Origin of the sequence: Pseudomonas brassicacearum subsp. brassicacearum (assembly GCF_008801605.1) — a bacterium.
GTDB lineage: Bacteria > Pseudomonadota > Gammaproteobacteria > Pseudomonadales > Pseudomonadaceae > Aquipseudomonas > Aquipseudomonas brassicacearum.
The window spans coordinates 184,939-205,601 of record NZ_VZPJ01000004.1 but is presented as its reverse complement, the minus strand read 5'-3'; the positions used below and the strand labels follow the sequence as shown (position 1 = coordinate 205,601).

Genomic DNA, 20,663 nt, shown 5'->3' with positions numbered 1-20,663 from the left:
ACCTTTTGCGAGCCCTATGCCGTCGCTTTTCAAACGCTCCCTGCTGCCCAAGCTGCGCAGCTTTGCACTGACCGCCGACGCGGTGACCATCCTCGATGGCGCTGCCCAATTCCGCCGTTGCCTGCTGGAGAAAATCGCCCAGGCCACCCAGCGCATCTACATCGTCGCGTTGTACCTGCAACAGGACGAGGCCGGCCAGGAAATCCTCGATGCCTTGCATGCCGCCAAGGCCGCGCGCCCGGAACTGGATGTGGTCGTGGTGGTGGACTGGCTGCGGGCCCAGCGCGGGCTGATCGGCGCCAAGAAGCAGCCGGGCAACTCGGCGTGGTACCAGGAGCAGACTCGCACCCATGCCAGCGAAGTGCCGATCTACGGCGTGCCGGTGCAGACCCGCGAGCTGTTCGGCGTGCTGCACTTGAAAGGCTTCGTGATTGACGACTGTGTGCTCTACAGCGGCGCCAGCCTGAATAACGTCTACCTGCACAAGTTCGACAAGTACCGCTACGACCGCTATCACCTGCTGCAGAACACGGCACTGGCCGATTCGATGCATCACCTGGTGCAGCACGGCCTGGTCACCTCCAGGGCCGTGCACCGCCTGGATCTGCCGAACCTGCCCAGCACCCGCAGTTTGCGCAAGGACATCGGCGATTTGCGCAGTCGCCTCAAGTACGCGACCTATGACACCAGCGTTGGCAGCCTCGACAAGAGCGGCCTGTCGGTAAGCCCGTTGCTGGGGGTGGGCAAGAACAATCCGCTGAGCCGGGTGATCGGCGAACTGATCGCCAGCAGCCGCCAGCAACTGACCATTTGCACACCGTATTTCAACCTGCCCCTGGCGGTGACCCGGGAGCTCAATCGCGCCCTGGCCCGCGGGGTCAAGATCGACATAATCGTCGGCGACAAGACCGCCAACGACTTCTACATTCCGCCAAGCGAGCCGTTCAAGATCATCGCGGCGCTGCCATACCTCTACGAAATCAGCTTGCGGCGCTTCGCCAAACGCCATCAGCGCGCTATCGACAGCGGCCAATTGAACCTGCACCTGTGGCGTGACGGGGACAACACCTATCACCTCAAGGGCATGTGGATCGACGAGCGCTACACCTTGCTGACCGGTAATAACCTCAACCCGCGGGCCTTTCGCCTGGACCTGGAAAACGCGCTGTTGCTGGACGACCCCAAGGGCGAGTTGCTGGCGCCGCGCCAGGCCGAGCTTGAACAGATCTACCGCCACACCCGCCGGATCGAACGTTACCTGGACCTGGAAACCCTGCCGGATTACCCCGACGCCGTGGCCAGGTTCCTGAAGCGGGTCAGCCGGGTGCGGATAGAACGGCTGCTTTACCGGATCCTGTGAACACCCGCGCCATGTCGAAAAAAGACACCATCTCCATCCAGTTGGTGCGAGAGGCGCTGCTGCAGAGCTGCGCCCCCGGAGCGGCTACCGATGAGGTCCTGAACAAGGTAGGCATAGACCCTGCGTTGCTCGACGACACCCAGGCGCGGGTGCCGGCCCATGCCTATGCGCGGCTCTGGCGTTTGCTCGCCCGGCGTCTGGATGACGAGTTTTTTGGCATGGACCCGCGCAAGCTCAAGTCCGGCAGCCTGGCGTTTCTCTGTCAGTGCGCCATGGCCCAGCCCACGCTGGCGAGCGGCTTGACGGCGGGGCTGGGGTTTCTGTCGCTGATGCTCGAACATCTGCCGGCCCAGTGGATGCGCCAGCAAAGCCTGGCGGAGATCGTGCTGCTGGAAGACGATCAGGAACCGCGCCGGGCCTTTACCTATTTCACCTATTGGATGATCGTCCATGGCGTGGCCTGCTGGCTGGCCGGGCGGCGCATTCCCATTCTTTCCGTCGAACTGCGTTGCCCGGCACCGGATTTCTGCGACGACTATCGGGTGATGTTTTCCCAGAACCTGCGTTTTGACCGGCCGCGCACCCGGATGATTCTCGCGGCTGAATGCCTCGACCTGCCGATCAGGCGCAACGCTGATGAGCTCAAGCGCTTCCTGGCCCAGGCCCCGGCCAACATCCTGGTCAAATACCGCAACCCGCAAAGCCTGGCCAGCCGTATCCGGCACGACCTGCGGCAGTTGCCTGCCGAACAGTGGCCGGAAACCGAGGCGCTGGCCCAGCAGTTGTGCGTGTCCGCGTCCACCCTGCGCCGCCGCCTGGCGGAGGAGGGCCAGACTTACCAGGGCCTCAAGGACAGCGTGCGCAAGGATCTGGCAATCACCTGGCTGGCCGAGCCCTCCATCAGTTTCGTCGAAATCGCCTCGCGCCTGGGTTTTGCCGATGCCAGCTCCTTCTACAAGGCGTTTCGCAAATGGTCCGGCTCCAACCCCGGGCATTATCGCAGCCTGATTCTCAACGACCCTGATTGACCCATCGGGTGGCCTCCAATCTTGTGCCTGCCCAAGTCCCCTTGTGGGAGCGAGTTTGCTCGCGATAGCGGTGGCCCAGCCACCTCTTCATTGACTATCAGGCCCTCATCGCGAGCAAGCTCGCTCCCACAGGGGTTCGATCGCGTCATTTACCGCTCATAAAACCGTCATCTATGTTTGATATAAGCCTCTGCAGGTGCCGGAAAAGCCAGGCCATCCATCAGAGTAATGTATGCAAGTGACCGTTTTGGGTAGCGATTGCGTCGGTTTGCAAGTCAGGTCCTGTCACGCCGTTGGGAAAGGTCCGCAAGGACGAGACGTATGAAAGTACTCGTCACCGGCGTCGCAGGGTTCATCGGATTTCATACCGCCAAGCGGCTGTGCAGCGATGGCCATCAGGTCATTGGCATCGACAACCTCAACAGCTACTACAGCGTCGAGCTGAAACAGGCACGACTGGCTCAGTTGACCGAATGCCGCGATTTCCGCTTTCAGTTGCTGGATGTGGCAGACAAGCACGCGCTGTTGGAGTTGTTTGCCGAACATGCCTTCGACCAAGTCGTTCACCTCGCGGCCCAAGCCGGCGTGCGTTATTCCATCGACAACCCGGACGTTTATGCGCAAAGCAACCTGGTAGGTTTCCTCAACATATTGGAAGCCTGCCGCGCCCATCGGCCGGCGCACCTGATCTTCGCCTCAAGCAGCTCGGTGTATGGCTTGAATGACCGCCTGCCATACGCCACGACCGACCCCGTCGATCAGCCCGTATCGTTCTATGCGGCGACCAAGCGCGCCAATGAACTGATGGCCCACGCTTACTCGCATCTCTATGGAATTCCCACCACCGGCCTGCGGTTTTTTACCGTGTATGGGCCTTGGGGACGGCCCGACATGGCGCCGTTCAAATTCACCGATGCCATCCTCAACGGTCGCACCATCGACGTTTACAACGACGGTGCGATGTATCGCGATTTCACCTATATCGACGACATCGTCGAGGGCCTCGTGCGGCTGATACCGCTGCCGCCGACCGATGAGACCGGCGTGTGCAATAAGGTCTACAACATCGGTTTCGGCTCACCGGTGAAGCTTTTGCAGTTTATCGAGTGCATTGAAGAAGCGCTGGGCATCCGCGCGATAAAGAATTTCTTGCCGTTGCAATCGGGCGACGTGGTCAACACGTGGGCGGACACTCGTGAATTGGAGGAGCGGGTGGGGTTTCGCCCACAGGTCGCAGTGCCGGTCGGTGTGCAGTCGTTTGTCGATTGGTACCGCGACTATTACGCCGTCTAACCCCTCATTTCCCAGCATCTTTTCTGGAGCATCATGCACGAAACCCCTTATGTGTCGGTCCTGATTCCGGCCAAAAACGAGGCAGGCAATCTCATCCCACTTCTCGAAGAAGTGCGCACGGCGTTGGCCAATGAGAACTTTGAGGTCATCGTGGTGGACGATGGGAGCACCGACGCCACCGCCGCTGAGTTAAGAACCTTACAAGGCAGTGGCTACCAGCAATTGCGAGTGCTCAGCCACACCCGTTCCCTCGGCCAGAGCACCTCGATCTACCACGCCGCTGAAGTGGCACGCGGGCATTGGTTGGCAACCCTGGACGGCGACGGTCAGAACGATCCGGCCGATCTGCCGAAAATGCTCGACCTGGTGCGCGGCTCCGAAGGCACCCCCGCGGGCGTCAAGCTGGTGGCAGGGCATCGCGTCAACCGCCGGGACACGGCGAGCAAGCGTTGGGCCTCGCGATTTGCCAACAAACTGCGCGCCAGCCTGCTCAAGGACCAGACGCCCGACACCGGTTGCGGCATCAAGCTGATCGAGCGCGAGGCGTTTCTGCGCCTGCCGTATTTCGATCACATGCACCGTTTTATCCCGGCGCTGATCCGCCGTCACAACGGCCGAATGCTGGTTCAACCGGTCAATCACCGTGAGCGCGGGGCCGGGGTGTCCAACTACGGCAATCTGGACCGGGCGCTGGTGGGCATTGTCGATCTGTTCGGGGTGTGGTGGCTGATCAAACGCACCCGCCTGGATGTCAACGCACAAGAAACCGAGGTTTGAAATGGGCAGAGAATCGTTGTGGTTGGCCGTTGGCTTCGGTGGTCAATTGGCATTCACCGGGCGTTTTGCCCTGCAATGGCTGTACAGCGAATACAAGAAGCGCAGCATGATTCCCGTTGGCTTCTGGTACCTGAGCATCATCGGTAGCGCGCTGTTGCTGGCCTATGCCATTTACCGCGAAGACCCGGTGTTCATTGTCGGCCAGTCTTTCGGCTTTATCGTTTACCTGCGCAATTTACAGTTGATCGCCAAGCATCATGAGCAGGAAAACCCCGAACTGACCAAGAAGGGCTGAACCGGTGCGGATACGATTATCTTCCTCGCGGCTCGAGCTCCTGGCGTTGGTGGTATTAGCCTTGATCATAGTGGGCGCTGGCCTTGGCTGGCGCCAACCGATGAACGTCGATGAGGAGCGCTTCCTTGGCGTTGCCCTGGAGATGCTGCAGAACGGCTCATGGTTCATTCCCCATCGCGCCGGTGAAATCTACGCCGACAAACCGCCGCTGTTCATGTGGACGGTGGCGCTGTTCGTGCAACTGACCCACCTGCCCAAAGTTGCCCTGTACTTGCCCGCGCTGCTGGCAGGTGCCGTCACCACCGCGTGCCTGTATGACCTGGGCCGACGCTTGTGGGGACGGCGCGTGGGGGTGATCGCGGCGCTCTTGTTTCTCGCGACCTACCAGACCTACAGCATCCTGCGCACCGGGCAGATCGATGGTTTCCTTGCGCTCTGGACCATCCTGGGGATCTATGGCTTGTGCCGGCACGTGTTGCTCGGCCCGGCCTGGCGTTGGTACTACGTGGCCTGTGCGGCGATGGGGTTCGGGATCATCAGCAAAGGCGTGGGTTTTCTGCCGGTGCTGATGCTGATTCCCTACGCCTATGCGCTGCGCAAAGGTTGGAAAGGGGTGGTGGCCATGCCTGGCCAGGCAGGACGCTGGTGGCTGGGGCTGGTCGTAGCATTGGCCGCCATTGCGTTATGGCTGGGGCCCTTGCTGATGATTGTCGCGCAGGGCAGTGCCGACAGCCTGGCGTACGCCCAGGAAATCCTGTTCAAGCAGACCGCTGGGCGTTATGCCAACGCATGGGAACACCGCGAACCTTTCTGGTACTTCTTCGTCCAGGTGATTCCGAAGTACTGGCTGCCGATTGTGTTCATGCTCCCCTGGCTGGTGCCGGCCTGGCGCAGACAATTGCTCAAGCATGACGGTCGGGTGCTGGTGCTGCTCGGTTGGGTACTGCTGGTGTTGGTGTTCTTTAGCCTGAGCAGCGGCAAACGCAAGTTGTATATCTTTCCCGCGTTACCCGCGTTGATTCTGGTGGTGGCGCCGCTTGTGCCGTGGCTGCTACGCCGCTGGTTTGGCGCGCGCCCAAGGGGCAGGGCGGTCTTCAATGTGCTGGTTGCGCTGTGGTTGTGTGCCTGGTTTGTGCGCGGCTTCGTCGAGCCCCACAAGGAAGGCATCAACCCCCACCAGACCTTGATGCGCGATGTCGCCGGAATGACTGCAAATGCCGAGTTGGTGCTCGTGGGTTGGCGTGAGGGCCATTGGCTGTTCGCCCAGCAACCCATCGTGCATTTCGGCTTTTATAACGGCAACTCCCTGGAACAATCCGCCACCTGGCTACGCAGCCACCCGCAGGCCTTCGCCCTGGTGCCCGCTCGGGACCTGGCCCGCTGTTACGACCCGCAAAAAGCTCGCCGGGTCGGCAATACCTCAAGGGCCGAGTGGTTCCTGGTGGGGGTTGATGCGGACAACCAGCGCTGCCAGTCGCCAACGCCGGAGAAGGTGTATTCGTTTGCCTGGCAGCAGCCCTTGTAGCGGCTGAACTGCCGCCATCGCGAGCAAGCTCGCTCCCACATTGGTGCTTGGGTGGTCACAAATCGAGGTCCATCACAAATCCCCTGTGGGAGCGAGCTTGCTCGCGATGAGTGCCTAAATAACACCACATCCCTAAACCATGGCCAAACCAGTCAAGCAACTTGAAAGCTTTGACCATTGCCGCCACAGCCCTTCGGCGCGAGTATTTGCCTGCTATTCACGGTTCCCCCAACCAATAAAAACCACAGAGGGATGCTGGTCATGCGCGATTATTCGTCCGCCACTTCGCAGTTCGATTACCTGCACACCGTCAACACTGCACTGCACGGCTCGCTCGAGGCGCTCAATGCCTGCGTAGAGTGTTGCGACCGGCATGCGTTGCCAGGGCGCATCGCCTTGTTCTGGGAGGGCCGTGACGGCAGCGATGCGACTTGGACTTACCGTGACCTGCAGGACAACGCCGCGCGGTTCGCCAATTTCCTGCGCGCCCAAGGCATCGGCAAGGGCGACAAAGTGGCCGGTCTGTTGCCGCGCACCGCTGAACTGCTGATCGTGGTGCTCGCCACCTGGCGCATTGGGGCAGTGTATCAACCGTTGTTCACCGCATTCGGGCCCAAGGCCATCGAGCACCGCCTCGGCAGCTCGGGGGCGCGCTTGGTCGTTACCGATGCGGTCAACCGTCCCAAGCTCGACGAAGTCGCCGGTTGTCCCACCATCGTCACGGTCGGCGGCGAAAAGGGTCAGGGCATCGTGCGTGGCGACTACAGTTTCTGGGCCGAGGTGGCGAACCACTCCAGCCAGTGCGAACCGCTGATGCTCACCGGCGAAGACCCGTTCCTGCTGATGTTCACCTCCGGCACCACAGGACCTGCCAAGGCGCTGTCGGTGCCACTCAAGGCCATCGTTGCGTTCCAGAACTACACCCGTGACGCGGTAGACCTGCGTCCCGAAGACGCCTTCTGGAACGTCGCCGACCCGGGCTGGGCCTACGGCATCTATTTTGGCGTGACCGGGCCGCTGGCCATGGGGCATCCGATTACCTTCTACGATGGCCCGTTCACCCTGGAAAGCACCTGCCGGGTCATCAACAAATACGGCATCACCAACCTCACCGGCTCGCCCACGGCCTATCGCCTGTTGATTGCCGGTGGCGAGCAGTTTGCCCGCTCGATCAAGGGCAAGCTGCGCATCGTCAGCAGCGCCGGTGAGCCATTGAACCCGGAGGTGATCCGTTGGTTCGCCGACAACCTGAACGTGGTGATCCACGACCATTACGGCCAGACCGAACTGGGCATGGTGCTGTGCAACCACCATGGGCTGGAACACCCGGTGCACCTGGGCGCGGCCGGCTTTGCTTCGCCAGGCCATCGGATCGTGGTGCTGGATGAAAACCAGCGCGAGCTGGGCGTAGGCCAGCCGGGCATTCTCGCACTGGACCGCAGCCAGTCGCCCATGTGCTGGTTCGCCGGTTACGAAGGCGGGCCGACCAAGGCCTTCGTCGGTGACTACTACTTGAGCGGCGATACCGTGGAGCTGAACCCGGACGGCAGCATCAGTTTCGTAGGCCGCAGCGACGACGTGATTACCACGTCCGGCTACCGGGTCGGTCCGTTCGACGTGGAAAGCGCGCTGATCGAACACGCGGCGGTGGTGGAAGCGGCGGTGATCGGCAAGCCTGATCCGGAACGCACCGAGCTGGTGAAGGCCTTCGTGGTACTCAGCGCGCAGTACCGTGCCTCTGCGGAACTGGCCGAAGAATTGCGCCAGCACGTGCGCAAGCGCCTGGCGGCCCATGCCTATCCCCGTGAAATCGAATTTGTCAGCGACTTGCCGAAAACCCCAAGCGGCAAGTTGCAGCGCTTTATCTTGCGCAACCAGGAAATCGCCAAAGCTCAAGAGGCTGCGGCGCAGAACGTTTCAGCTTGAATCCAAGGAAACCATGATGCAGATTGACAACAAGATTTTTCTCGTCAGCGGCGGTGCTTCCGGCCTCGGCGCGGCCACCGGCGAAATGCTGGTCAAGGCCGGTGCCAAAGTGATGCTGGTGGACCTCAACGCCGACGCCGTGGCCGCCCAGGCGCAAAAACTGGGCTGCCAGAGCGTGGTGGCCGACATCAGTAACGAAGCGGCGGCTGAAGCGGCGGTCAAGGCCACGGTCGATGCGTTCGGTGGTCTCAATGGTCTGGTGAACTGCGCCGGTATCGTGCGCGGCGAGAAGATCCTCGGCAAGAACGGTCCCCACGCGCTGGCCAGCTTCAGCCAGGTGATCAACGTCAATCTGATCGGCAGCTTCAACCTGCTGCGCCTGGCGGCTGCGGCCATTGCCGAAACCGAGGCAGACGCCGACGGCGAGCGCGGGGTGATCATCAATACCGCGTCGGTGGCGGCCTTCGATGGACAGATCGGCCAGGCGGCTTACGCTGCATCCAAAGGCGCCATCGCCAGCCTGACATTGCCGGCCGCCCGCGAGCTGGCGCGTTTTGGCATCCGGGTGATGACCATTGCGCCAGGGATTTTCGAGACCCCGATGATGGCCGGCATGACCCCGGAAGTCCGTGATTCCCTGGCCGCCGGCGTGCCGTTTCCGCCGCGCCTTGGGAAACCTTCCGAGTATGCGGCGCTGGTCAGGCATATCATTGAGAACAGCATGCTCAACGGCGAGGTGATCCGTCTCGATGGTGCCTTGCGTATGGCAGCCAAATAATCAGGAGGATTCATGATGTCCAACGATCCTATTGTCATCGTCAGCGCCGTCCGTACACCCATGGGCGGCTTCCAGGGCGAACTGAAAAGCCTCAGCGCCCCGCAGTTGGGTGCCGCCGCCATCAAGGCCGCCGTGGAGCGTGCCGGCATCGCACCCGACGCGGTTGAAGAAGTGCTGTTCGGTTGCGTGCTCGCCGCCGGCCTGGGCCAGGCACCGGCGCGTCAGGCCGCGCTGGGTGCCGGCCTCGACAAGTCGACCCGCTGCACCACGCTCAACAAGATGTGTGGCTCGGGCATGGAAGCGGCGATCCTCGCCCATGACATGCTCATCGCCGGCAGCGCCGAAGTGGTGGTGGCCGGCGGCATGGAAAGCATGTCCAACGCGCCGTACCTGCTCGATCGGGCCCGCAGCGGTTACCGGATGGGCCATGGCCGGGTGCTCGACCACATGTTCCTCGACGGCCTGGAAGACGCCTACGACAAAGGTCGGCTGATGGGCTCCTTCGCCGAAGATTGCGCCGAGGCCAATGGCTTCAGTCGCGAGGCCCAGGATGCCTTCGCCATTGCGTCCACCACCCGCGCCCAGCAGGCGATCAAGGACGGCAGTTTCGATGACGAGATCGTGCCGTTGCAGGTCATGGTCGGCAAGGAACAAGTGACCGTGCGCCACGACGAGCAGCCACCCAAGGCCCGGATCGACAAGATCGCCTCGCTCAAGCCGGCATTCCGCGAGGGCGGCACGGTGACGGCGGCCAATTCCAGTTCCATTTCCGATGGTGCCGCGGCGCTGGTGCTGATGCGCCAGAGCCAGGCCGTCCAGCGTGGCCTCAAGCCCCTGGCAGTGATTCACGGTCACGCGGCGTTTGCCGATACCCCGAGCCTGTTTCCCACCGCACCGATTGGCGCCGTGAAGAAACTGATGCAAAAGACCGGTTGGTCGCTGGATCAAGTCGACCTGTTCGAAGTCAACGAAGCCTTTGCCGTGGTGAGTCTGGTGACCATGGACAAGCTGGAGATTGCCCATGACAAGGTCAACGTCCACGGCGGTGCCTGTGCGCTGGGCCACCCGATTGGCGCGTCTGGCGCACGGATCCTGGTGACCCTGCTGTCGGCGTTGCGCCAGAAGGGGCTCAAGCGCGGCGTCGCGGCCATTTGCATCGGCGGCGGCGAAGCCACGGCCATGGCCGTCGAATGCCTGTATTAAGGAATCACCATGCTCCCGACTGAAGAACAGACCCAAATCCGCGACATGGCTCGGCAATTCGCCGAGGAACGCTTGAAACCGTTCGCCGCCGAATGGGACCGCGAGCACCGTTTTCCCCGGGAAGCCATCGATGAAATGGCCGAACTGGGCTTCTTCGGCATGCTGGTGCCGGAGCAGTGGGGTGGTTGTGACACCGGTTACCTGGCCTACGCGATGACCCTGGAAGAAGTCGCCGCCGGCGACGGCGCATGCTCGACCATCATGAGCGTGCACAACTCGGTGGGTTGCGTGCCGATCCTCAAGTTCGGCAACGATGAGCAGAAGGCGAAATTCCTCACGCCCCTGGCCAGTGGCGCGATGCTTGGCGCCTTCGCCCTGACCGAGCCCCAGGCCGGTTCGGACGCCAGCAGCCTCAAGACGCGGGCGCGGCTGGAGGGTGATCATTACGTGCTCAACGGTTGCAAGCAGTTCATCACGTCCGGGCAGAACGCCGGGGTGGTGATCGTGTTCGCGGTGACCGATCCGAGCGCCGGCAAGCGTGGCATCAGTGCGTTCATCGTGCCGACCGATTCGCCGGGCTACAGCGTGGCCCGGGTCGAAGACAAACTCGGCCAACACGCTTCCGACACCTGCCAGATCCTCTTCGAGGATTTGAAGGTGCCAGTGGGCAATCGCCTGGGGGAGGAGGGCGAGGGCTACAAGATCGCCCTGGCGAACCTGGAAGGCGGGCGCGTGGGCATCGCGGCGCAAGCGGTGGGCATGGCCCGCGCGGCGTTCGAGGCGGCCCGGGACTATGCGCGGGAGCGCTCCAGTTTCGGCAAGCCGATCATCGAGCACCAGGCCGTGGCGTTCCGCCTGGCCGACATGGCGACCCAGATCGCCGTGGCCCGGCAAATGGTGCACTACGCCGCCGCCCTGCGAGACAGTGGCCAACCGGCGCTGGTGGAGGCCTCCATGGCCAAGCTGTTCGCCTCGGAAATGGCTGAAAAGGTCTGCTCCATGGCGTTGCAGACCCTGGGCGGCTACGGTTACCTCAACGACTTCCCGCTGGAGCGCATCTACCGCGACGTGCGAGTCTGCCAGATCTACGAAGGCACCAGCGACATTCAGCGCATGGTCATTTCGCGCAATCTTTGAACAGGAGTCCTGCATGAGCTACGAAACGATTTTATTGGAGATCAAGGACCGCGTCGGCCTGATCACCCTCAACCGTCCCCAGGCATTGAACGCCTTGAATGCGCAGATCGTCAGCGAACTGAACCAGGCGCTGGACAGCCTGGAGGCTGATCCGAAGATTGGCTGCATCGTGCTGACCGGCTCGAAAAAAGCCTTTGCCGCCGGTGCCGACATCAAGGAAATGGCCGAGCTGACCTACCCGCAGATCTACCTGGACGACCTGTTCAGCGACAGCGACCGCGTGGCCAACCGTCGCAAGCCGATCATCGCGGCGGTGAACGGTTTTGCCTTGGGCGGGGGGTGTGAGCTGGCGTTGATGTGCGACTTCATCCTGGCAGGCGACAACGCCAAGTTCGGCCAGCCGGAGGTCAACCTCGGCGTGCTGCCAGGCATGGGCGGCACCCAGCGCCTGACCCGCGCGGTGGGCAAGGCCAAGGCCATGGAAATGTGCCTGACCGGGCGCTTCATCGATGCGGTGGAAGCCGAACGCTGCGGCATCGTCGCGCGGATCCTACCGGCCGATGAGCTGCTGGACGAGGCGCTTAAAACTGCAGCGTTGATCGCCTCCAAGTCGGTGCCCATCAGCATGATGGTCAAGGAAAGCGTCAACCGCGCCTTTGAGGTCAGCCTGTCCGAAGGCGTGCGCTTCGAGCGGCGGGTATTCCATGCGGCGTTTGCGACGCAGGATCAGAAGGAAGGCATGGCGGCATTCGTGGCCAAGCGTGCGGCGGAGTTCCAGGACAAGTAACGCGGCGTTCTCACTGACGCCATCGCGAGCAAGCTCGCTCCCACAGTGGATCTGGGCTGTACGCAGTATCTGTGTACACCACTGAACCCTGTGGGAGCTGGGCTTGCCCGCGATGGCGGCGGTACATTCAGCCTATAAATGGCTGATACACCGCTATCGCGGGCAAGCCTTGTTCCCACAAGTATTCTGTTTGCAGCGTAGATTCAGTGGGAGCAAAGCTTGCTCGCGATGCTTTTCCTGCCGTTACACCAGGTAGTGCTTCAGCTCCCGGGCAATCACCATCCGCTGTATCTCGCTCGACCCTTCATAAATCTGGGTAATCCGCGCATCGCGGTAGTAGCGCTCTACCGGATAATCCTCGAGATACCCATACCCACCATGAATCTGTATCGCCGAGGAGCAGACTTTCTCGGCCATTTCCGAGGCAAACAGCTTGGCCTGGGAGGCTTCTGACAGGCACGGCTTGCCCGCGCTGCGAAGGCGGGCGGCGTGGAGGATGAGCAGGCGGGTGGCGTTGATGCGGGTGTGCATGTCGGCCAGCAGGTTGGCGATGCTCTGGTGCTCGATGATCGGCTTGTCGAACTGAACCCGATCGCGCGCGTAAGCCAGCGCCGCTTCAAAGGCCGCACGGGCGATGCCCAAGGCTTGTGCGGCGATGCCGATGCGGCCGCCTTCCAGGTTGGACAGGGCGATGGCCAGGCCTTTACCGCGAGCCCCCAACAGATTGGCCTCGGGGATGGTGCAGTTGCTCAAGGTGACCGCGCAGGTGTCCGAGGCGCGGATGCCCATTTTGTGTTCGGTGCGATCAACGATGAAACCCGGCGTATCGGTGGGCACCAGGAACGCCGAAATGCCTTTCTTGCCCAGTTCCGGGTCCGTCACGGCAAACACGATCGCCAGTTTGGCTCGCTTGCCATTGCTGACGAACTGCTTGGCACCATTGATAACCCACTGGCCATCGCGCAATTCGGCCCGGGTGCGCAGGTTGTGGGCTTCGGAGCCGGCCTGGGGCTCGGTCAGGCAGAAGCAACCAATGGCCTGGCCACTGGCGAGGTCGGCCAACCACGTCTGCTTTTGTTCGTCAGTGCCGAAATTCAGCACCGGCCCGCAACCCACCGAATTGTGAATGCTCATCAGTGCGCCGGTAGCACCGTCGCCTGCGGAGATTTCTTCCACGGCCAGGGCATAGGCGACGTAATCGACGTAGGTACCGCCCCATTCTTCCGGCACCACCATCCCCAACAGGCCCAGCTCACCCATCTTCGCCACCAGGCCGTCGTCAATCCAGCCGGCCTTTTCCCACGCCTGGGCATGGGGAGCGATTTCGCCACGGGCGAAGTCCCGGGCCATGTCGCGGATCATCACTTGTTCTTCGGTCAGTTCGAGGTCATGCATGGCTCAGTTCCCGTGGTCGTCGAAGCCGTCGAAGAAGCTCGCCACATGGTCGGCGTCCAGCGCCTCCAGGGTCGGCGGGTTCCAACGCGGGTTCTTGTCTTTGTCGATCAGCAAGGCGCGCACGCCTTCGATCAGGTCACCGCGTTCGAACCATTGCTGATCCAGATGCAGTTCCAGGGCAAAACATTCTTCCAGGCTCAAATGCCGACCGCGCCGCAGCATTTCCAGGGTCACGGCCATGGCCAGGGGAGAGCGGCTGTCTAGCAGGTCGGCGGTCTTTATTGCCCATTCGTGGCTGTTGGCGACGGTGACCTGGCGCAACTGCTCGACCATGCTCGGCACGTCGGGCAGGCCAAAGAAATGGTCGATGGCTGGCCGCAAATCGGCCAGGGGCGGGGCAGGCAGCTGTTGCACACCAAGCTTGGCCAGCAGGCTCTGCAGGTCCTTGAGTGGTGTATCACCCCACTCCAGGCGATCGAGGCGCGCATCGAGCTGTTCAAGCTTGCGACTGTCCAGATACCAATCGGCCAGCCCGCAATACAAGGCGTCAGACGCACGGATCTGCACGCCGCTGACGCCCAGGTAGATACCCAGTTCGCCAGGAATGCGCGGCAGGAAGTAACTGCCGCCCACGTCCGGGAAATACCCGATGCCGACTTCCGGCATGCCCAGGCGGCTGCGCTCGGTGACCACCCGCAGGTCGGCACCTTGTGCCAGCCCCATGCCGCCGCCCAGCACGAAGCCGTCCATCAAGGCGACGATCGGTTTGCGGTAGTGATGAATCGTCAGGTCGAGGGCGTATTCCTCGACGAAGAAATCTTCGTGCAGGGTGTCGCCCTGCTTGTGGCTGTCGTACAACGAACGGATATCACCGCCGGCGCAAAACGCCTTCTCGCCCGCACCACGCAGCACCACGGCGCGGATCTGTGGGTCGAGGGCCCAGGTATCGAGTTGTTGCTGCAAGCTGCGCACCATGCCCAGGGTGAGGGCATTGAGGCCGGCGGGGCGGTTCAGGGTCAAATGGCCAATGTGATTGCGAACTTCGACCAGCACCTCATAGGCCGCGGTTTCGATGGTTCCCGCGGCGTGTGATGAAACCTGAGCTGTCATCGCTAACTCCCTGCTTTTATTCTTCTTTATGAATTGTGTCGCGCGTACCCATTCAGGATCGTACCAGTGCAAATTTGCATTGCACAACCGGGATACGTGCAGGTCCTTTCTGCATATTTATAGCAGCCACAGGCTCAACCGCGACTAGAGAGAACCTCCGCGATGCTGCGACGCTTGGCATTTCGCTCGCTGACGTGGATCAATTGCTCAAGATCTTCCGGTGTGACGTCAAAGAATGCTTCCATTTCCGCCAGGGCCAGTTTCAGGTCTTCGGCCGTGATCGCCTGGCGGTCGACGGGAGGGTGGTCAGCCGGTATGACGGCCAGCGGTTCGCTGGCACGCCTGGGATAGCGCACCCGCGTCAGGTTGTTGTAGGCCAGCGCAAAGGCCAGCAGCCCGGAGCCGGCCAGCATCGCCGCACCAACGGCTTGCCAGTCCAAGGCAATGATAGACGGGGCCGCCAGCACCAGCGTCGCCGCCAGGGCGCCTGCCGGCGGATGCAGGCAACGCAGCCAGCACATCAACACCAGCGCCATGCCCGCCGCCAGGCAGGCGCTACCCAGCGTGCGGCCCAATACATGGGCCACCAGCAGCGCGACGACCGACGCACACAGATAACCGCCGACAATCGACCAGGGCTGGGCGAGGGCGCCCGATGACACTGCAAACAACAGCACCGCTGAGGCGCCGAGGGGGCCGATGAGGTGTTGCGCCACCTCAAGGCCAAATACCTGCCCGCAAAGCCAGACACTGAACATCGTCCCCAGCGCCATGCCGATGGCGGCGCGGCTCCATTCGGTGGGACGGGTATTGATAGCAGCGGGGAACCAGCGAGAAAGCATTAAGCGAAAATCCAGAAAACGAACAAAAAAAGGGGCTTACGGGAAAGTCCCAGAAAGCCCTTTAAGTGTTCCAACAGTTGGGGGAGGAACGGCGCACAGTGTGCCGTTCACGACCCCTGCTTACAAATTCATATTAATGCTGGTTGAGTGCATTAATTTTGAGGTAACGCCACAGTTCACGCGCTTCTCGAAGCTGGGAACCACGTTTGCTGGGCGATAGGCAGGTTGCGCGACTGCCCGCGACCCATCGGGAAATAGGTGAAACCCTTGTCGGCCATGCGCTCCGGATCGAACAGGTTACGACCGTCAAAAATCACCGGGGCCTTGAGCCGTTGCTGGATCAGGTCGAAGTCCGGCGCCTTGAAGGGCTGCCACTCGGTACAGATGACCAACGCGTCGGCTCCCGGCAACACCGATTCCGGCGTGCCCATCAGCATGAGTCGGGGCTCGTCGGGGTAGAGCAATTGCGTCTGCTGCATCGCCTCCGGGTCGAACGCGCGGACGCTGGCACCCGCGGCCCAAAGCGATTCCAGCAAGGTGCGGCTCGGTGCGTCGCGCATGTCGTCGGTGTTGGGCTTGAAGGCCAGGCCCCACAGGGCGAAGGTCTTGCCGCGCAGGTCGCCCTGGTAGAACGCATTGATCCGCTCGAACAGCTTGTGTTTCTGCCGCCCGTTGATGGCTTCCACCGCTTGCAGCAGGTCGCTGGAGCAATGAGCCTGCTCGGCCGTGTGGATCAGGGCTCGCATGTCCTTGGGAAAGCACGAGCCACCGTAGCCGCATCCCGGGTAAATGAAGTGATAGCCAATGCGCGAGTCGGCGCCGATGCCCAGGCGCACGGACTCGATGTCGGCCCCCAGGTGCTCGGCCAGTTCGGCGATCTGGTTGATAAAACTGATCTTGGTCGCCAGCATGCCGTTGGCGGCGTATTTGGTCAGCTCGGCGCTGCGCAGGTCCATGAACAGGACCCGGTCGTGGTTGCGGTTGAACGGGGCATACAGGTCGCGCATGGTTTCGCGCACTTCATCGCGTTCGCAGCCGATCACGATGCGATCCGGACGACGGCAATCGGCGACCGCCGAGCCTTCCTTGAGAAATTCGGGGTTGGAGACAATATCGAACTGCAGCAGGCGACTGGCCTTGAGCAGGCATTTGTCGATGTGCGCCCGCAGAACGTCGCCGGTGCCCACCGGCACGGTGGACTTCTCCACCACAATGAGCGGTTGCTCGCGGTAGCGGGCGACGGCCTCGCCGACGGCCAGAACCTGGCTCAGATCGGCACTGCCATCGTCCCGGGAAGGCGTGCCCACTGCGATAAAAAGTACCTGGCCATGCTGCACGGCGAGCTGTTCGTCGCAGGTGAAATGCAAACGGCCAGCCTCCAGGCCTTCACGCACCAGCGCGGCCAGGCCAGGCTCGTAAATGCTCACTTGGCCTTGGCGCAGGCTGTCGACCTTGCGCTCATCGATGTCCATGCACACCACGTCATGGCCCACTTCGGCCAACACGGCGGCTTGCACCAAGCCTACGTAACCACTTCCGAATACACTGATTTTCATGGCGAACTCCCTGGATCGTTCCGAGCGGGCGACATGCACAACCAGCCATTCGCCGCCGTGCGCTCGGTCCAGAATAAGTCGGGGATGTTGCAGTTCACTTACAGTCCGCCACCGCATTCGTTTTCAGCGGAAGAAAGTAGGCAGCCCATCCGGCTGCCAGCAGCGCCAGGTTCGCGCCATCGCGCAGCAGCAGGCGCCCCGTGGCCCGTCCCAGTTGCCGGGTGCTGACGCGGCCGCGGGCAACGTCCAGGCGAGCAAAACCGTGCAGATGCCGCAGGACATCGAAGGTCATCAGCGCCGATGCGGCCAAAAAATAGAAAATCCGCTGCCAATAGGGAACACCCAACGCCTGGAGCAGATCGGTGGTGACGTGCTGATGAGCCACTTCTTCGGCGCAGTGCCAGCGCCACAGGCGTGTTTGCGGGGAGGCGCTGGTAGAAAGCAGCCCGCCGCTGCGCAAAGCGATCCGCGAGGTGACGGCCGTCACATGCTCGAACGCCGCGGCCAGGGACAGCTGCGCATGGAGTGACAGTTTGGCGCGCAGGGCATCGAGGTCCTTTTCGATCTCGCGTTCGTATTTCTTGACTTCAAAACCCTGCTTTTCCAGTTGTTGGTTGTAGAGACGATGGGCTCGCTGGTGGGCGCGCTCCTCGGCCACGAAGTCGCGCGACTGGTCAGCCAGTGTCGAGGTTGGCGGCAACTGCAGAGCGGATGATTCCACCACAGAAATCACGAATTGTTCGCCGGCAGGAAGCAGCACCGAAAAGGCATCGAACAGGTAGGTCCTGATCGGTGTGTCGTTCCAGAAGGGCTCGCAGTTGTTTTTCATGGCTTATTTCCAGAGTCGGGGGCCGAGTCGCATCCATGTCGCAACGAACGCGGGCAGGTCTGTCATGCCACCGGGCTTGTCTTTGGCAAGCACCGTCGATTGCGCGTACGCGTGGAACCAGCGGGTTGCCGGCGCATGATGGTGGGTGCGATGCAGCGAGCGATGCAGGATCAGCCAGGAGAGGGCCTTTGGCATGCGCACGTCTGTGGTGATCTCACAGGGCGCGCGGCGCGGGCCTTGGACCGAGATCCGTACGCCATAGTGCTCGGCCTGCGTCAGCCAGAAATCCATCCAGGCAAACAGGCAATACGGGAGCAGATAGACGCAGACGACCAGGCGAGGCACCTCATAGAGACCGAACGCCAGCGCACCGGCAAAAACGACGATCAAGGCGTTGTTCCAGCGCCAGCGCCAGACCGCGTGTGGCGGCAAGTAGCGGCGGGAGATCCTGTTGGTGGAGATCGCCACCCAGAGTTGCTCTGCGGCGCCCAGCAGGCTGATCCAGCGGGTCGGCCAGGTCTGTTCGTACATCAAGCCTTCGGGATCATCGGCCTGGCAGGTCTTGCGGTGGTGTTCGAGGTGGAAGTAGCGGTAGCCCACGAAGTTGGCCGCAAAAATGCCCGCCGCGAACACACCCACTGCGTCATTGAGCCGTGTGCCCACGAGGAACTGGCGATGCACGCCTTGATGCTTGATCTCCTGGACACCGATCATCAGGATTGCCTGGAGCACGATCAGTGGCGCGACAGCCAGCCATACGAATGCCTCGTGCGTCGCCAGCCAGGCAATCGCGGTGCTATTCAGGACACACAGCATCATGAATAGGTAGCTGGGAAGATTGCTGCTCGATGAGGGAAAAGCCACTGCGCGCGCAACGTCTACAGCCTGGGAGGTGTTCACAGGCACACGAAGACCAGTTTTTTCATGCGTTGCAACCAGGGCAACGGAACTCTCTTCCAGATGAACGAAAGGCCCGACAGCGGCACTTTGCCTTGGATCAGCACGCCAACATCCAGCGAGGGTTCATGGGGGAAGTAGTTGTCTTTGATGGCGACAATCTTGCGAAAGCCTTTTTTGAAGTAGTACCGCAACTGTGGGTCCAACGGCAGCCCTTGGCGTTTACTCAGGATGTAGTGCGCCAGCGTGATACCCGGGTTTTTCGAGCGCCAATCCCTTAGGCCCGGGACAGGGGATCCCAGGTAGATGACCGACCAGCCTTGTTTCAGCGCGTAGGGCCAGAAGAACTCGAAAATCGCATTGGCCGCTTTCGGGTCGACGCTGCTCAGGCTGATGCCAAACAACGCATCCGTTCCGGCCGCTTCGTCACCCTGCTGTTTCCTCGCGCAGTCTGCCCAGGTCGGGCATTGGCGAATATGATCGTGCCGGGTCGGTTTCATGAACAGCGATGCCTGCGCGGTGCCGCTGCGTGTGCAAAACGCACCGACACTCAGGGCAGGGAATGCAGCGATTCGGGAGGCCAGCATGGCGGCATCGGCCCGCTGATCGTCCGTCCATTTCTTTTGCTCGAGCTCAAGCAACGAGGGGATGTCTGCACACGACAGGAACCGAACACAGATCTCACCTTCACGGGATCTGTCGCTGTTCTGCGCGTCATGCCTGTGTTCCCGATGATTCGTCGTTGTAGTCGGCGCGTTGGGCGTTGTTTTTTTCAGGAATGCTTGCATCAGGCAGATGGCTCACCGATCGAGGGACGGGATCAATCGGTGCCCACGGTATGTCACCGGTGTGAATATCTGATGACGAAATGAATGTGCGGCTTAATTCATATCGAGTCGGTACCCGGCCGGTAATTGTGCGACGAATTCGCTGACCACTTCGCGGGTCAGGCTGACGATGTCTTCCACCCGTTCCATTCCCGCGCCGGTCCGCCAACTGGCCACGATGTCCATGACCGATGGCAGCGGCACACCGTCCACCAACGTCAATGTGCCTTGGGCCAGTTCGCCGAGGACCAGCGCCGCGGGCATGGCGCCAATGCCAAAGCCGTCGCGAACCAGGCGGGTAATGGCCGAGGCCGAGTTCACGCAGTTGATGCGTGGCGAGACGATGTTGGCCGAGTGCAGCAGGTTGAGGATGTCCTGGTGGGGCCGTGAGTTGCGCGAGAACGTCACGATGCGTTCCTGGGACAAGTCCTCCAGCGATGCATAGGACCGGTCATAGGCGGAGCCGGTGCGCACCACCCAGTGCATCGGGTAACGGGTCAGCAGCGCGTTGCGCACGCTGTCCAGGCGCAGGATGTCGGTCTGGAAAATGATGTCCTGGTAGCCTTTTTCCAGTTGCGAGCACAGGTTGCTCGCGGTGTCGGCCGAGAGTTCGATTTCCAGGGCCGGGTAACATTCCATCAGGCGTGTCACCAAGGGGCTGAGCCAGGTATGGATCACCGTATCCATCGCACCGATGCGAATCCGGCCGCGCACCTGGCGCGGATCCTTGATCACGGCTTTCATGCTTTGCATGGTGTCCATGATGCGCTCGGCGTACTCCAGCACGCGCTGGCCTTCGGAGGTCAGCGACACACCTTTGGAATCGCGCACGAACAGGCGCACGCCCATTTCGTCCTCCAGGGCGGCGATCCGACTGGAAATGGACGCCTGGGTGGTGAACAGCTTTTCCGCGGTGAGGCGAAAGCTCTTCAGGCGGGCGACCCAGACGAAGGTTTCGAGAAACTTGATGTTCATTTGGGGCGATTCCTTGGCGCAGTCATGGGAGCATAGAAACTGTGGCGCGGGGAGTGTCCCCATACCCTGTGGGAGCAAGGCTCGCCCGCGATGAGGTCAATGCGCTCTCCCTGGGACCGAGGC

General features: G+C 61.7%; 19 protein-coding genes. 11 read left to right on the top strand and 8 right to left on the bottom strand.

The window, feature by feature from the left end:
* Nucleotides 1-16: 16 nt before the first annotated feature.
* From pssA to F7R20_RS11955, 11 genes are all read left to right on the top strand, one after another.
* Nucleotides 17-1,360: a CDP-diacylglycerol--serine O-phosphatidyltransferase gene (gene pssA / locus F7R20_RS12005; RefSeq protein WP_003202029.1), complete on the top strand. Its 1,344-nt coding sequence runs from the start codon at nucleotides 17-19 to the stop codon at nucleotides 1,358-1,360.
* A gap of 11 nt (nucleotides 1,361-1,371) precedes the next feature.
* Nucleotides 1,372-2,388: an AraC family transcriptional regulator gene (locus tag F7R20_RS12000; protein ID WP_003202027.1), complete on the top strand. Its 1,017-nt coding sequence runs from the start codon at nucleotides 1,372-1,374 to the stop codon at nucleotides 2,386-2,388.
* 321 nt (nucleotides 2,389-2,709) lie between these two features.
* On the top strand, nucleotides 2,710-3,681 hold the full coding sequence (locus F7R20_RS11995; protein WP_003202025.1) for an NAD-dependent epimerase: 972 nt from the start codon (nucleotides 2,710-2,712) through the stop codon (nucleotides 3,679-3,681).
* Nucleotides 3,682-3,714: 33 nt separating this feature from the next.
* Nucleotides 3,715-4,458, top strand: coding sequence for a glycosyltransferase family 2 protein (locus F7R20_RS11990; RefSeq protein WP_003202022.1), 744 nt, complete (start codon nucleotides 3,715-3,717; stop codon nucleotides 4,456-4,458).
* 1 nt (nucleotide 4,459) lies between these two features.
* A complete protein-coding gene (locus tag F7R20_RS11985) occupies nucleotides 4,460-4,753 on the top strand; it encodes a lipid-A-disaccharide synthase N-terminal domain-containing protein (protein ID WP_003202020.1) in 294 nt (97 codons plus the stop codon).
* Nucleotides 4,754-4,853: 100 nt separating this feature from the next.
* Nucleotides 4,854-6,278, top strand: coding sequence for an ArnT family glycosyltransferase (locus tag F7R20_RS11980; RefSeq protein ID WP_223472317.1), 1,425 nt, complete (start codon nucleotides 4,854-4,856; stop codon nucleotides 6,276-6,278).
* 261 nt (nucleotides 6,279-6,539) lie between these two features.
* The gene (locus F7R20_RS11975; RefSeq protein ID WP_003202016.1) at nucleotides 6,540-8,204 is read left to right on the top strand and encodes an AMP-binding protein; all 1,665 of its coding nucleotides are present in this window, start codon (nucleotides 6,540-6,542) and stop codon (nucleotides 8,202-8,204) included.
* A 16-nt stretch (nucleotides 8,205-8,220) separates the two neighbouring features.
* The gene (locus F7R20_RS11970; RefSeq protein ID WP_003202015.1) at nucleotides 8,221-8,982 is read left to right on the top strand and encodes an SDR family NAD(P)-dependent oxidoreductase; all 762 of its coding nucleotides are present in this window, start codon (nucleotides 8,221-8,223) and stop codon (nucleotides 8,980-8,982) included.
* Between the two features lie 12 nt (nucleotides 8,983-8,994).
* Nucleotides 8,995-10,185 (top strand): acetyl-CoA C-acyltransferase, encoded by a 1,191-nt coding sequence (locus tag F7R20_RS11965; RefSeq protein ID WP_003202014.1) that lies wholly within the window; start codon nucleotides 8,995-8,997, stop codon nucleotides 10,183-10,185.
* A 9-nt stretch (nucleotides 10,186-10,194) separates the two neighbouring features.
* Nucleotides 10,195-11,322, top strand: a complete 1,128-nt coding sequence (locus F7R20_RS11960; protein WP_003202012.1) for an acyl-CoA dehydrogenase — start codon at nucleotides 10,195-10,197, stop codon at nucleotides 11,320-11,322.
* Between the two features lie 13 nt (nucleotides 11,323-11,335).
* Entirely contained in the window at nucleotides 11,336-12,109 is a 774-nt protein-coding gene (locus tag F7R20_RS11955; protein ID WP_003202009.1) for an enoyl-CoA hydratase, read from the top strand.
* Nucleotides 12,110-12,352: 243 nt separating this feature from the next.
* Here the strand turns inward: F7R20_RS11955 and F7R20_RS11950 are convergent, their stop codons facing one another.
* From F7R20_RS11950 to F7R20_RS11915, 8 genes are all read right to left on the bottom strand, one after another.
* Nucleotides 12,353-13,504, bottom strand: a complete 1,152-nt coding sequence (locus F7R20_RS11950; protein WP_003202007.1) for an acyl-CoA dehydrogenase family protein — start codon at nucleotides 13,502-13,504, stop codon at nucleotides 12,353-12,355.
* Between the two features lie 3 nt (nucleotides 13,505-13,507).
* On the bottom strand, nucleotides 13,508-14,614 hold the full coding sequence (locus tag F7R20_RS11945; RefSeq protein ID WP_003202005.1) for an enoyl-CoA hydratase/isomerase family protein: 1,107 nt from the start codon (nucleotides 14,612-14,614) through the stop codon (nucleotides 13,508-13,510).
* Nucleotides 14,615-14,748: 134 nt separating this feature from the next.
* Nucleotides 14,749-15,456 (bottom strand): HPP family protein, encoded by a 708-nt coding sequence (locus F7R20_RS11940; RefSeq protein WP_003202003.1) that lies wholly within the window; start codon nucleotides 15,454-15,456, stop codon nucleotides 14,749-14,751.
* 176 nt (nucleotides 15,457-15,632) lie between these two features.
* Nucleotides 15,633-17,012 carry a UDP-glucose dehydrogenase family protein gene (locus F7R20_RS11935; protein ID WP_003202001.1) on the bottom strand — a complete coding sequence of 460 codons (1,380 nt, stop codon included), beginning with the start codon at nucleotides 17,010-17,012 and terminating at the stop codon, nucleotides 15,633-15,635.
* Nucleotides 17,013-17,106: 94 nt separating this feature from the next.
* Complete coding sequence (locus tag F7R20_RS11930; protein WP_003201999.1) at nucleotides 17,107-17,841, bottom strand: metal-dependent hydrolase; 735 nt, start codon at nucleotides 17,839-17,841, stop codon at nucleotides 17,107-17,109.
* A 3-nt stretch (nucleotides 17,842-17,844) separates the two neighbouring features.
* Nucleotides 17,845-18,741 (bottom strand): fatty acid desaturase family protein, encoded by an 897-nt coding sequence (locus F7R20_RS11925; protein WP_003201997.1) that lies wholly within the window; start codon nucleotides 18,739-18,741, stop codon nucleotides 17,845-17,847.
* The gene (locus F7R20_RS11920) at nucleotides 18,738-19,325 is read right to left on the bottom strand and encodes a hypothetical protein (protein ID WP_223523008.1); all 588 of its coding nucleotides are present in this window, start codon (nucleotides 19,323-19,325) and stop codon (nucleotides 18,738-18,740) included. Before F7R20_RS11920 ends, F7R20_RS11925 begins: the two co-directional genes overlap by 4 nt.
* Nucleotides 19,326-19,619: 294 nt before the next feature.
* Entirely contained in the window at nucleotides 19,620-20,540 is a 921-nt protein-coding gene (locus F7R20_RS11915; RefSeq protein ID WP_003201993.1) for a LysR family transcriptional regulator, read from the bottom strand.
* Nucleotides 20,541-20,663: the final 123 nt, after the last annotated feature.